Genomic DNA, 13,111 nt, shown 5'->3' with positions numbered 1-13,111 from the left:
GAGATGATTAGCGAAGCGCAAAGAAAAGAAAATGCTACTGTTGTAGACAAATGTTAGAAAATCCTATTCCCTAACTTTTATCCACGTATCCCGTACTTTAAAAAAGATATATAAAATCAATAGATTATGTACAGAAAAAAGAAACATGGTACGCCCAAGGGGAATCGAACCCCTGTTTCCGCCGTGAAAGGGCGATGTCCTAACCGCTAGACGATGGGCGCAAACCAATGATGAGGCTTATAGAGAGGATCTTTTTACTTCGCAAGCCCTCTGTGTCATTTTTTTTGAAAAAAGTGTGTTTTATTGAATAATTTTTGAGCGCTTCCTGTTTAGATCATTTTATTTTCTAAGATTTTTTGTAGAAAAAATATAAAGTTATCATGATTGATAGAAAATTTTGATGTGGGTATCATCTCAGGGAATGATATTTTCAGTTTGAGGAGTAGGCAAAAATGATCAAAAACAGCATTTTTTATGTATTTATTTTTTGCATATTTTATCGCTTGTTATCTTTGCTCACCACATGAGAATATTATTTAACTTGCTTGAAAGAGCCTTTATACAGAAAAACTTCTCATTTGAGCTTATCATAAAGCAAAAACTGTATAATTTATGAAGTAGAAAGATAATATTTATTACAAAATTAACAAATAATACCAATTATACAAAAGTTTTTTTGAGGAGCAAGCCACAAATTCCTTTCAGTTTAACAAAATATAAAAAGATTCTTTATAATAAGAATATTAAGCAAATTTTACAGAATATATTAAAAATACTTTTCTTATCTTTACTTTTACAGGTTTGTAAGAAATTTAAAATTAAAACCCCTTCATTTGTTCCCTCACATATTGGGAAGGTTATTTATTTGGAAATGAATTAGTTTGGGTAAAGGGCAGATTGAGATTTTTGTCATTTCAATTCGCTAGTTTTTTAAAGAGGTGGCAATAAGTTGAGATAAAATATTCGAATTTTGCAAATTTATTTTCCATATTTATAATATTTTAGAATTATGGTGTGTGCATATTAAGTCTTGTGTTTTACTTTAATGTAAGGTTCTATTTTGATATATGAATGCGTTAAGATTTTTGCATTAAAGATTTATAGTTTAAGCTATGGAATGGTAGGAAGGAATGTGTTATTATTGACTGAACTACTTTATTTTATCCATTCTCTTAATTTATCATATGAAAGAATGTTTTTTGTTCCATATTTGTCGATTTAGAAGAGATATTTTTATTCTTTCTTACTAAGTCTTCAATATTCTTTAACTTGTTATTGATTATTTTTTAGAACTTTTCTTTATGGCAACTTGCATTTATCAGTTTTACAGATTTTCATTCTGAATTAAATATTTTATAAGATTCTGAAATCTTTGAAGACAATAAATATTATATTTTTAGGAATGTTGATTGAATAAGCGGGGATAATTCTATTGGAGAAAATAAAGTGAATAGAGCGGGATATTTCTTTTGTTCTTATGGATATAGATATTCTTTGTGTTGATTGGCACATCATTTAAACGATTCTTCAATGAAGATAGGGATCAGTGGTTAGAATATGGCAGAAGCTTTAAAAGTTGGCGTTGCGGGACTTGGTACAGTTGGTACTTCAGTTGTTCGAACTCTATTTGAAAAAGCGAATAGTTTAGCTTGTCAATGTGGGCGATTCATCAAAGTTGTTGCTGTTAGTGCGCGTGATAAAGGTCGCAATCGTGGAATTGATCTTAGTGGTATAAAATGGTTTGATTCACCTGTGGAGTTGGCTGCTTCTGATGAGATTGATGTTTTTGTAGAGTTAATTGGTGGTGAATTGGATGTGGTGTATACCGCTGTTAAGAGAGCGCTTGAGGCGGGACATCATGTTGTAACAGCCAATAAAGCTCTTCTTGCTCGACATGGAGTAGAGCTGGCTATAATTGCAGAAAAAAAAGGTGTTTTTCTTCATTTTGAAGCAGCTGTTGCAGGGGGAATTCCTGTCATCAAAGCGATGAGAGAATCACTTGTCAGTAATCGCATATCGCGAATTTATGGTATTCTCAATGGAACATGTAATTATATATTAACACGCATGTTTACGGAAGGTCTTTCATTTAAAGATTGTTTAGCAGATGCACAGAGACTTGGGTATGCTGAAGCAGATCCAAGTTTTGATATTGAGGGAAATGATACTGCTCATAAATTAGCTTTGTTGACAAGCTTGGCATTTGGAACTGCTGTTTCGTTAGATGATGTTTATGTTGAAGGAATTCATAATATTTCGCAAATTGATATTCGAGCAGCTGATGAATTGGGGTATCGGATTAAGCTTTTAGGGGTTGCATTAAAAACGGATTCTGGAATAGAGCAACGCGTTCATCCAACAATGGTACCAACATCCTCAATGATTGCACAGATAAATGGTGTAACCAATGCTCTTTCTATTCAAAGTGATTTATTAGGTGAATTACTGTTTTCTGGTCCTGGCGCCGGAGGAAAGGCAACAGCATCAGCCGTTATTGGTGATTTGGCTGATATAGCAAAAGCGCGTTCTGGTTTTCAGTATGCACCTGTTTTAAGACGTCCAGCATTAAAACTTGCTCCTCATAAAAAAGCACGTATTTCGCATCATGCAGGTGGTTATTTTATTCGTTTAAATGTTCATGATCGTACTGGTGTTTTTGCCGCGGTCGCAAGGCATATGGCTGATAATCACATCTCATTGGAGTCGATTGTTCAAAGATCTTTTGTAGAAGATCAAATTGAAAAAACAATTATTTTAATTACGCATGAAACAACAGAGGTGAATGTACGACAGGCACTTGCAGAAATTGAAAAAGATGGACATCTTGTTGCAAAATCTCAATTTATTCGTATTGAACCTATGGCAAAGAATTGATAACTTTCTTGATAATAAAAAAAGCACGCTTGAGTTCTTTTATCTCTTGTGGAAAATTTTCATCTTTGCCAAAAAACTTTATTCTTAGTATTTAATAAGGACTCATATTTTTTCTGGTATTCATTCGGTAGGATTTTTTCATATGCCCACAACTCAGAAGATTTTAAATGGACTTGATCGTATTTTGACGCTTGAATTGGTACGTGTTACTGAACGTGCTGCTGTTGCTGCTGCACGCTGGCGCGGACGTGGCGATGAAAAGGCAGCGGATCAGGCTGCTGTAGATGCAATGCGGCAAGAACTTAATCGATTGCCTATTGATGGTACAGTGGTGATTGGTGAAGGTGAGCGGGATGAAGCGCCTATGCTTTATATTGGAGAAAAAGTAGGTCTTCAAAGTGGATTGGCGATCGATATTGCACTTGATCCACTAGAGGGTACAACACTTTGTGCTAAAAATATTGCCAATTCTTTGGCAGTAGTTGCAATTGCTGAAAAGGGTAATCTCCTTTATGCCCCTGATGTTTATATGAACAAAATTGCTATTGGTCCTAGTTATCCAAAGGGAGTAGTCGATATAGATGCTTGTCCTACCGATAATATACATGCTCTTGCGAAGGCTAAAGGAGTGACTGTTAATCAGATTGTTGTTTGTATTATGGATAGACCTCGTCATGAAAAATTGGTTAATGAAGTACGAGCGACAGGGGCGTCGATTCGCTTGATTGGGGATGGAGATGTGGCTGCTGTTATTGATACAACTGATCCAGAAGAAACAGGTATTGATATCTATATGGGGATTGGTGGAGCACCTGAAGGTGTCTTAGCTTCTGCTGCTTTGCGCTGCATTGGAGGACAGATGCAAGGTCGTTTGCTGCTTGATACAGAAGAGAAAATTGCTCGTGCAGCTAAAATGGGGATTAGTGATCCCAATAAGGTTTATACAATGGAAGAAATGGCAAAGGGTGATGTTTTGTTTTCAGCAACAGGGGTGACAGATGGCAATATGCTTTCTGGTGTTAAATTTACATCTCGTTACATTCAAACGGAAACTCTCGTAATGCGCTCCCATACGGGTACAGTCCGTAATATTAAAGCAAAGCATAGAAATCATTCGAAATTTGATTAATGCTTTCTTTTTTGTCACTAAAAATAGAGGGAGTTTTTCTAGGAAAAACGCTTCCATGAATCTACTTTCATGGAAGCGTTTATAGATATGAGAATACCTTAAATATTATGAGATCTGGACAGAATGTACCCAGCCATTTTTATCTTCTATGTTCCCTTTTTGAATGCCAACCAATTGTGTACGAAGCTGCTTTGTAACTTCTCCAACTGTTTCATTTCCAATAATAAATTCTCCCCCTTTATATCTAAAACGACCAATTGATGTGACAACGGCAGCTGTACCACAAGCAAAGGCTTCTTTAAGGTGTCCACTCTTTGCATCTTCTTGAAGCGCTGTAAAAGAATAAGGACGCTCTTCTATTTTTAATCCCATTTGTTGAGCTAACCTTAAGATTGAATCACGGGTTATCCCTGGAAGGATAGTTCCATTAAGTGGGGGGGTTACAAGTGTATTATTGTCCATAATAAAGCAGACATTCATACCACCAAGTTCTTCAATCCATTTATGTTCAATCATATCAAGGAAGAGTACTTGGCTACAATTATTTTCAGTTGCAGTTTTTTGTGCCAGTAAGCTTGCTGCATAGTTTCCACCACATTTGGCAGCCCCTGTTCCTCTTGGACCGGCACGACTATAATCTGTTTCAATCCAGACGCTGACAGATTTTTCTTCTCCTTTGAAATAGGATTCAACTGGAGAGGCTATGACACAAAAAAGATATTCTTGAGAAGGGCGGACTCCCAAAAAGTTTTCATTGCCAAACATAAATGGACGGATATAGAGGCTAGCGTTGGGCTGATCAGAAACCCATTTTTGATCAATCTTTACTAATTGATGAACGGCATCCAGAAAAATATCTTTTGGCAATTCTGGCATAGCTAAACGTTGTGCTGATTCTATAAAGCGTTGTGCATTGGCATCAGGACGGAAGAGCAAGATGCGTCCATCTTTTGCACGATATGCTTTTAAACCCTCAAAAATTTCCTGTCCGTAATGTAAAACGGTACTTGCAGGGTTAATTTCTAAAGCTTTGTATTGAGAAATGACGGCATTGTGCCAGCCTTTGTCTTCAGTCCATTGAATAGTACACATGTGGTCTGTAAAAAATTGACCAAAACCAGGACTTTTTAAAATTTCTTCATATTTTTCTTCTGACAGAGGAGATGGGTGTTTTTCTATTTTAAAGGGAAGCGATGATATGGGAGATTTCATAAAAAACCTTTTGAGTATGTTTCATTTTTATTAATAAAAATAATGAAATATTTTGATTATAACTCTATTATTAACAAAACCTTTGTGTCAATGTTTTATTATAGAATACAAAGGGGTTTATTATAGAATTCAAAGGCTAGAGTAGGGTAGATATTTTAATTCTATCCTCGCTTCTTTTTCTCAACTTTATGAAGTAAGCTGGAACTTTTGTCTATAATTATCGTTTTCTCACAATAAGTATCTGAATAATTTCATATATGCATATTTTCTAGAAATTTAAAGGTAAGGGAATTGAGAAAAGGAATCCACTATGATTGATAAAAATTATCACACATATGAAGAACGTATGGCCGCAGAAAGAAGAGGTCGTGAACAACCTGTTTCAATCGCTAAGGGTATTTTTGCTATTCTTCTTGCGATGGTTATTATCTGGTTTATTTTTGGTTTTTTAGGATCTTTTTTTGCAAAATCTCCTGAACATAGTTCGCGTTATAATACCCCAGAAACAAGCCAAAGTGTAACAACGCCCAAAAAAGATTTAAATTCACTTCCTCCTGTACCTTATACCTATAAGGGTACGGAGTAATTTTTTCGTAAATATAATCTTTTAGATAGGGCGAAAATCGACGTAGATTAAGGAATAAAGTCAGCACAAAGACATAAAAAAGAGAGGAATGATTATAATTTCTGAAGTTTTTGATAAGTAATTAAATGGTATGGAAATAAATAATGCAACGGTTGTTAAAACCGTTGCATTATTGGTTTAGCGTGTGATGAAGCAGCTTCCACCAGAACTTTTAATGGATTCACAAAGGATTATGGCTTCATTACGGTCTTGCGCTTGAATCCGAACACGGTAATAAGTACCTTTTCCTGGTATAAAAGCGGATTGAATATTTAAAGAACGGGCACCGATAAGGAATCCAAATTTAGATTTCATATTTTTTAAAGAATTTCTAGCGAGCTCATACGTTGGTTGAGATGCAAGTTGTACGTAATAACTTTCTGAATTTTGTGCTGCGACTCTGTTTGGTGATATGGGGCGAGACGCGGCTGGTGTTTCAACTTGTGTATTTCTTTCTGCATGGGAAGGGATAGGGATAAATTTTTCTTCAATATTTGAGCTAGAATTATTTTCTGCGATTATTTTATCAATATTATTTTTGAGATCATGATCTCTTTCTTGGTCGTTTATATCAGAATCATGCGACGAAACAAGGGACGAATCTTGAAGTTCATTAGAAGTTTGATCAATGCTTTCTTCAGATTGAGCAGCAGTTTTGCTGTTTGTTTGATGCGCGGGGGCTAGTGTAACTGTACCATCTTGATTGACAATAACAGTTTGTACTTCTCGCATTGGAATAGTATGATTTATGGCTTCTGTGACTGCATCTTCAACATCAGATTCATTTAAAGACGATGAGGAAACGCTTGAAGATTCTTCAGGGTTTAATTCTTTTAAATTTTCAGGTTGTTCAGAGTTATCAATAAGAAATTGTTGTGTATTTTCTTGTTTCTCATTTTGTTCAGTTGTTTGTTTATAAATATCTAAATTATGTGCAACATCATTTTTCGTTTCAGTTGTTTCTGGTTTGAATTTAAAAGGCGTATTATCAGCGTGGATAATGACCGTTTCTTCATTTTTTTGTGATGGCATAAAAAAATGAGAATAACCAGCAAACCCAAGTCCTATTAAAATAAGTATAAAAAAACCTTTAATGAAAGTTTTACCAAAAATAAAACTTTTTAAGGGAGGAGGAGCTGATGGAGGTGTGGGAACCTCATCTGAGTTTGTGTATGATGAATTCTCGCTAAAAGAGGGAAAATTATATTCCATATTGGCAGAAGAAAAATAGTCGGAATTTTGTTCTTTAGAGTTTATATAAACACCTTCTTTTGAATTTTGCATAGACTGATGAAAAACTTCACTAAAAACCTCGTTTTTCTGTTTTTTTTGAGAAAAATTATCCGTTGGGACATTCCCTACATTGAGTACATCAGCAAATTCTTCTTCTAAACCACCATTAGTTGGCACATCATATTCTGGCGCTTCATACGGGACTTCTGGAACCATAATAGGACCAGTTTTTTCTACGATTTCCTCTGAAAATTTATAAGTATCAACATTGGGAGGGGGAGTATCTCTGTGCGTATAGTTATGGGCAAAAAAGCCATCCGTTTGTTTTGTATTTAAAGAGGGGGATGAGGAAAGAAACTCATCTAAATTATTTTCATTATATGAAATTTCTCTATTTGGGTTAGAGGCACCTTCGGCGTTATTGATGTATTGGGCTCGAGCCTCATCATATATCGGAACTTTTTCGCCATAAGTTTCTTGTTGTGAGGGGGGGGCTGCAAAAAAATGGGGATAATTGGTTGTATGATCTTCTTGTGAAGCTCCCTTTAAATAAGATTGTCTATCAACTGGTGGAGAATCTAAAGGTGAGGAGAAGGTACTTGTTGTTTGATTTCTTGCAGTGTTTTGTCTTTCTGACACAAGATTAGAAGATGAGAAAAACTCATTTTCCTCTGTAGAAGAGGAGACATCAGGATAATCTTTTTTAATCCAATTTTCTTGATCAGCTGAAATTTTATAGGGATGGTTTATAGGAGTGTCATAGAGGTTTTGATTGTCCTCATAAGTTTTTTGTATATTCGTAGTCTCAGGTTGTTGTGAATTTATTTGTGAAAAACGATTGGTTTGTTCAACATCTTCTGGCGTCTCTCTCTTATTTTCGTGCCTTTCAGATTTATCAAAAAAGAAATTTTCTGATTCTGATTGTGACATAAGATTACTTTTTTCAAGAAAAGGATCAGCATTGGTTGCTGTTTTTTTCTGTTGATGTGATTGATTCTTTGGGATTGGTAATGGAGAAAGCTCATCTAAAATTTGTTCTTCATCATGACTGCTAGGTGAAGAATATTTCTCTTCAGATAAATTATTTTGTTTTGAATGGTTGAAAGAAGAAGATTGTGCAATATCTGAGGCTGTTGCGTTGCTGGTTGCATGCAAGTCCCATTGTTTTTTTTGATCATCAAACGGTAAGTCATGTGCTAAATTTTTTTCAAGTTCCTCTTCTAGAAAGGAGAAATCAAAATCATCATCATGGGATGATGTTTCGGGGTGAGATGTTGATCGTTCTGTTTTTAAAGACGATTGCTCATTTTGGTTTCCGCTTTGTTTGTGCGGATTAAAAATGCGCGTAAGCCTTTCTAAAGGATCATGGTGTTCATGATCGTGTTTTGTTTCGTGTAGATTTTTGCGATCGTTATCGCTCATAGCTTTTCTCACATGATGGTTTGCACTTACGTGCAATCAATGGTTGATTTTGATTTGTTATATTAAAATAATAAATTTTCCCCCTCTCATGCAAGGATACATGAAAAAGTTTATCAATAGAGTACCTATTGTATGTATTTATAGAACTTTTTCAACGCATTTCTATGGGTGCTTCGACTCCTATGATGGTAAGCCCTGATGATAAAATATTGATAACAGCTTGTATCAATCCTAATCTTGCAAAGGATAACTCTTTATCATCAGGTTGAATAAAGCGTAAATTGAGATTTTCACTCCCTTTATTCCAATGGGTGTGAAAGCTGGAGGCAAGGTCATAAAGGTAAAACGCTAATCGATGCGGTTCTTTATGAATTACGGCCTGTTCAATGATACGTGGATATTCAGAAAGTTTGCGTATTAACAATATTTCATGGTCATCTGTTAATCGATGAAGATGGGCAATCAATGTATTATTTGAAAAGCTTTTAATATGAAGCGCTTCTTGTGCTTGACGAAAGACTGAGTGACAACGTGCACTTGCATATTGTACGTAAAAGATGGGGTTATCTTTTGATTGTTCTGTTACTTTTGCAAAATCAAAATCAAGAGGTGCTTCACACTTACGGTATAGCATCATAAAACGCACAGGATCACGCCCAACCTCTTCGACAACATCCCGTAAAGTGACAAAAGATCCTGCTCTTTTTGACATGCGTACAGGATGACCGTTGCGAAAAAGTTTTACCAATTGACACAAGAAGACACTTAATTTAGCTTTATCCCCAGAAATTGCTTTTGCCATTGCCTCTAGCCGCTTTACATAGCCCGCATGGTCTGCGCCTAGAATATAAATCATTTCATCAAAATGACGATTAAATTTATCCCGAAAATAAGCAACATCAGCAGCAAAATAAGTGTAAGAACCGTCAGATTTGACTAAAACACGGTCTTGGTCATCACCGACATTTGTTGAACGGAACAAAGTTTGTTCGCTTGGTTCCCAGTCTTCTGTATTTTGTCCTTTGGGAGGGGGGAGTTTTCCTTTGTAGATATAACCATTTAAAGTGAGGTCGTTGATGGTGTTACGAATGGCGCGTGCATTATCTGCATAAAGCATTCGCTCAGAGAAAAAGATATCATGATAAATATTAAGAGCAGCCAAATCTTCGCGAATCATGGACATCATTGCATGAATTGCACGTTCTTTCACAAGAGATAAGGCTTCATCTTTATCCATCGTGAGGAGTTGGTCACCAAACTCTTGAGCAAGCGATTGACCCAATGGTATCAAGTATTCTCCAGGATAGAGACCTTCTGGAATTTCATTAATTTCTTGCCCAAGAGCTTCACGATAGCGCAATAGTACCGAATGGGCGAGGACTTCGATTTGTTGACCCGCATCATTGATATAATACTCTTTTGTAATGTTATAGCCCGTAAATTGTAGCAAATTGGAGAGAACATCCCCAACAACTGCTCCGCGGCAGTGTCCTACATGCATTGGTCCAGTGGGATTTGCTGAGACATATTCAACATTGACGCATTTTCCTTGTCCCATTGGAATACGACCATAAGAAGTGCCTAATTCAAGCATAGATTTTATAGCATCTTGCCAAAATAATTTTGTAAGCTTTATGTTTATAAAACCAGGACCGGCAACATCTATATTTTCGATAGAGGAATCATTTTTAAGAAGTTCTATGATTTTATCTGCAAGTGCACGTGGATTGATTCCAATAGATTTTGCAAGCACCATAGCAGCATTGGTTGATAAATGACCGTGGGAGGAATCACGCGGAGGATCAACAGTGATTTTTGATAAATCTAGATCTTCTCCATTTTTTCCTTTTATATCAGATAATTCAATTGATCTCTTAATTTTTTTTTCGAAGTTTTTAAAGATATTCATATTTAGCTTCCATGATGATGCCAAAAGCCATTAAACGAAATTATCTGTATGGTCAAATAAACGCTGATATTCACGTAGAGCGTAGTGATCCGTCATGCCTGAAAGAAAGTCAGCAATCAAACGTGCTAACTCTTGATTTTTTAAGTGCACTGTTTTGCTCTGCCAACTTTCAGGCATTGTATTTGGATTTTCATAATAACAATTGAATAATTTTTGTACAATGCATTTTGCTGCATTGCGACGACTAAGAACTTGTTCATGGTAGTAAAGATTTTTAAATAAAAAGTTTTTTAGTTCTTTTTCATAAACGGTCATTGTCGGTGAAAAGGTGACAATGGTTTGTTTTGCTTGGTGAATATCGTTTATGCTTGTTGGTTTGATGCGTGCTAAATTTTCTTGTGATTGTTTGATAACATCTTCAACCATGGTTGTTATTTGTCTTCGTACAAGTGTGTAACCGCGACGCGCTTGGTCGAGGTGGGGATGCTCATCTGTTATATCTTTTAATATTGCTGCTGTTAGTGGAACATGTTCAAATTGATCGAGTGTTAAAAATTGCGAACGTAGACCATCATCAATATCATGCGCATTGTATGCGATATCATCTGCAATAGCAGCACATTGCGCTTCTAGCCCTGCAAAACAATCGAGTGCAAGGTCTTGCTTTGCATTGTATTGTAAAATATCGATAGGAACCTCCTTATTCTTTGCGTGAGGACCTAAAAGGGGACCATTATGCTTTACAAGTCCTTCGAGGGTTTCCCATGTAAGGTTAAGTCCATCAAAATTTGCATAGCGCTGTTCTAGTTTTGTTACAATGCGTAATGCTTGTGCATTATGATCAAAGCCGCCATAAAGTACCATGGCTTCATTAAGAGCATCTTCTCCTGCATGGCCAAAGGGTGTGTGTCCAAAGTCGTGAACAAGGGCAATGGCTTCGGCAAGGTCTTCATCAAGACACAGGGCACGGGCTAATGTTCTTGCAATTTGAGAAACCTCTATGGAATGGGTTAGGCGAGTACGGTAATGATCGCTTTCATCAGCAATAAACACTTGCGTTTTATGTTTAAGACGTCGAAATGCATTAGAATGGATAATACGATCTCTATCTCGTTGAAAAGGTGAGCGTGTGGTGCTCATCGTTTCATGGTATAATCGACCACGGCTTGTTTGTGGATGAGCACTGTATACTGCTCGAGATTGGTAATTGAAGTTGATATTGCCTATATCCATTGCAAGCTGTCTATTATCATCTTAAAATTGAGAGTGGTTTATGAGAAATAAACTGCTCTTTGAGTGTAGGATACTCTTTCTTGATGGTTTAATGCAAGGATATATAAAATGAATGTGAAAATTTCAGATATTGCTGCCAAAAAAATTGCACAGATACTTTTGCGTGAACCCGATAAAATAGCATTACGTATTTCTGTTGAAGGTGGTGGGTGTTCTGGTTTTTCTTATAAATATGACTTGGTTTCTGAAATGTGTGAAGATGACCTCGTTCTCAAAAAAGACGGGGCAGTTGTGTTTATTGATTTACTATCACTTCCTTTTATGGAAGGAGCTGAGATTGATTTTGTTGATGATCTTATGGGGCAGTCTTTTCAAATCCACAATCCCAATGCTGTTTCATCATGTGGTTGTGGTGTAAGTTTCTCAATTTAAAATGATGGCTGTGTGATATTGTTTCTTGAAAAAAAGATCATGTTGATCAACAATGCAAAAATGGGTATTCTTATAAAAATAGTGCACCGATGTGTATGGTTGTGCGTGGCGCTTTCTTTATTGACTTGGAGCCACTGTGCTTTTTCTGAAGCAGGAGAAGGGCAAGATCAGCAGCAGAGACAATCAAGGAGTTTTATTGTAAAGACTCAAAAGCAGGAGAACGAAAACTTAGCATCTCAAACACAACTCATTTTGAATGCTCGATTAACAAATAGTCATCCGGATATTGAAAAAGGGCTTGTCTGGCGGGTTTATGCTCCTATTCTAGGGATTGATAATAAGTTACCATTAGTGGCAACCTATAAGGGGGGAAGTGCACGTTTTGATCTCGAACCAGGAAATTATCTTGTTCATGTCTCATTTGGTCATATGAGTGCTGTGCGCCATATTCGTTTAGAAAATGGGCAGAGTCTTGTAAAAAACTTTAATCTTGAGGCTGGTGGTGTCATTTTAAATGCAACACTGCTCAATGGCGTAATGAATGAAAAGGAACTCCGTTTTACCATTTATGAGGATGAAAAAGAAAATGATGATACGGGAGTAATTATATCAAATGTTAAACCCCAATCAGTTGTGCGTTTAAAAGCTGGCCGCTACCATGTTGCTTCCCATTATGGTTCTATTAATGCGACGGCTCGTTCGGATATTCAAGTGGATGCGGGTAAAATAACAGAAGTTACTCTTGAACATCAGGCCGCTCAGATTGTCTTAAAGCTGGTGCGACAAGAAAGAGGAGAAGCGCTTGCAGATACAAGTTGGTCTCTTGCCAATGATTCTGGTGATATCGTTTATGAAACAGTAGGTGCGTATGTTTCACTCGTGTTAGCGGAGGGAGAGTATATTGCAATTGCTAAAAATAAAGATAAAATCTATCAAAAAGTTTTTTCAGTCGTTTCTGGTCATGATGAAGATATAAGTGTGATAGCGAATGAAGAAAATATGCAGCGAGTTGATGAAGATGTGGATTGATTGTTGTTCATGG

General features: G+C 36.3%; 9 protein-coding genes and 1 tRNA gene. 5 read left to right on the top strand and 5 right to left on the bottom strand.

Going from position 1 to position 13,111, the window contains the following annotated elements; translation table 11 throughout:
• Window positions 1–146: 146 nt before the first annotated feature.
• Window positions 147–221: transfer RNA gene (locus ACFIMC_RS09370), tRNA-Glu, on the bottom strand.
• Window positions 222–1,557: 1,336 nt separating this feature from the next.
• On the opposite strand from ACFIMC_RS09370, the gene ACFIMC_RS09365 reads away from it, so the two are divergent.
• Both ACFIMC_RS09365 and glpX read left to right on the top strand, forming a co-directional pair.
• A complete protein-coding gene (locus ACFIMC_RS09365) occupies window positions 1,558–2,874 on the top strand; it encodes a homoserine dehydrogenase (RefSeq protein WP_375671863.1) in 1,317 nt (438 codons plus the stop codon).
• A gap of 142 nt (window positions 2,875–3,016) precedes the next feature.
• Window positions 3,017–4,003: a class II fructose-bisphosphatase gene (glpX, locus tag ACFIMC_RS09360; RefSeq protein WP_375671864.1), complete on the top strand. Its 987-nt coding sequence runs from the start codon at window positions 3,017–3,019 to the stop codon at window positions 4,001–4,003.
• A 105-nt stretch (window positions 4,004–4,108) separates the two neighbouring features.
• On the opposite strand, the gene ACFIMC_RS09355 is transcribed toward glpX, so the two are convergent.
• A complete protein-coding gene (locus tag ACFIMC_RS09355; RefSeq protein WP_375613100.1) occupies window positions 4,109–5,215 on the bottom strand; it encodes a branched-chain amino acid aminotransferase in 1,107 nt (368 codons plus the stop codon).
• Window positions 5,216–5,525: 310 nt separating this feature from the next.
• Here ACFIMC_RS09355 and ACFIMC_RS09350 point away from each other — a divergent pair, with 310 nt between their 5' ends.
• A complete protein-coding gene (locus ACFIMC_RS09350) occupies window positions 5,526–5,801 on the top strand; it encodes a hypothetical protein (protein WP_375611528.1) in 276 nt (91 codons plus the stop codon).
• A gap of 177 nt (window positions 5,802–5,978) precedes the next feature.
• Here ACFIMC_RS09350 and ACFIMC_RS09345 read toward each other — a convergent pair whose 3' ends face one another.
• The 3 genes from ACFIMC_RS09345 to ACFIMC_RS09335 all read right to left on the bottom strand — a co-directional run bounded on the left by ACFIMC_RS09345 (window position 5,979) and on the right by ACFIMC_RS09335 (window position 11,637).
• A complete protein-coding gene (locus ACFIMC_RS09345) occupies window positions 5,979–8,495 on the bottom strand; it encodes an SPOR domain-containing protein (protein WP_375627799.1) in 2,517 nt (838 codons plus the stop codon).
• Window positions 8,496–8,646: 151 nt separating this feature from the next.
• On the bottom strand, window positions 8,647–10,404 hold the full coding sequence (gene argS / locus ACFIMC_RS09340; protein ID WP_375627798.1) for an arginine--tRNA ligase: 1,758 nt from the start codon (window positions 10,402–10,404) through the stop codon (window positions 8,647–8,649).
• Between the two features lie 30 nt (window positions 10,405–10,434).
• Complete coding sequence (locus ACFIMC_RS09335; protein ID WP_375638219.1) at window positions 10,435–11,637, bottom strand: deoxyguanosinetriphosphate triphosphohydrolase; 1,203 nt, start codon at window positions 11,635–11,637, stop codon at window positions 10,435–10,437.
• 108 nt (window positions 11,638–11,745) lie between these two features.
• On the opposite strand from ACFIMC_RS09335, the gene ACFIMC_RS09330 reads away from it, so the two are divergent.
• Together ACFIMC_RS09330 and ACFIMC_RS09325 are read left to right on the top strand one after the other, a co-directional pair.
• The gene (locus tag ACFIMC_RS09330) at window positions 11,746–12,069 is read left to right on the top strand and encodes a HesB/IscA family protein (protein ID WP_375671866.1); all 324 of its coding nucleotides are present in this window, start codon (window positions 11,746–11,748) and stop codon (window positions 12,067–12,069) included.
• Window positions 12,070–12,108: 39 nt separating this feature from the next.
• The gene (locus ACFIMC_RS09325) at window positions 12,109–13,098 is read left to right on the top strand and encodes a carboxypeptidase regulatory-like domain-containing protein (RefSeq protein WP_375638218.1); all 990 of its coding nucleotides are present in this window, start codon (window positions 12,109–12,111) and stop codon (window positions 13,096–13,098) included.
• Window positions 13,099–13,111: the final 13 nt, after the last annotated feature.

Origin of the sequence: Bartonella sp. AP21QHHD, from assembly GCF_042196205.1 — a bacterium.
In the GTDB taxonomy this organism is placed as follows: domain Bacteria; phylum Pseudomonadota; class Alphaproteobacteria; order Rhizobiales; family Rhizobiaceae; genus Bartonella.
Note: the sequence above shows the minus strand (reverse complement) of the source record. Positions and strands in the feature narration are given on the sequence as shown.

What these genes read in the sequence shown, in the direction of transcription:
- ACFIMC_RS09365 (WP_375671863.1), top strand. Translation starts at nt 1,558, where the DNA reads ATGGCAGAAGCTTTAAAAGTTGGCGTTGCGGGACTTGGTACAGTTGGT.
- glpX (WP_375671864.1), top strand. Translation starts at nt 3,017, where the DNA reads ATGCCCACAACTCAGAAGATTTTAAATGGACTTGATCGTATTTTGACG.
- ACFIMC_RS09355 (WP_375613100.1), bottom strand. Translation starts at nt 5,215, where the DNA reads ATGAAATCTCCCATATCATCGCTTCCCTTTAAAATAGAAAAACACCCA.
- ACFIMC_RS09350 (WP_375611528.1), top strand. Translation starts at nt 5,526, where the DNA reads ATGATTGATAAAAATTATCACACATATGAAGAACGTATGGCCGCAGAA.
- ACFIMC_RS09345 (WP_375627799.1), bottom strand. Translation starts at nt 8,495, where the DNA reads ATGAGCGATAACGATCGCAAAAATCTACACGAAACAAAACACGATCAT.
- argS (WP_375627798.1), bottom strand. Translation starts at nt 10,404, where the DNA reads ATGAATATCTTTAAAAACTTCGAAAAAAAAATTAAGAGATCAATTGAA.
- ACFIMC_RS09335 (WP_375638219.1), bottom strand. Translation starts at nt 11,637, where the DNA reads ATGGATATAGGCAATATCAACTTCAATTACCAATCTCGAGCAGTATAC.
- ACFIMC_RS09330 (WP_375671866.1), top strand. Translation starts at nt 11,746, where the DNA reads ATGAATGTGAAAATTTCAGATATTGCTGCCAAAAAAATTGCACAGATA.
- ACFIMC_RS09325 (WP_375638218.1), top strand. Translation starts at nt 12,109, where the DNA reads ATGTTGATCAACAATGCAAAAATGGGTATTCTTATAAAAATAGTGCAC.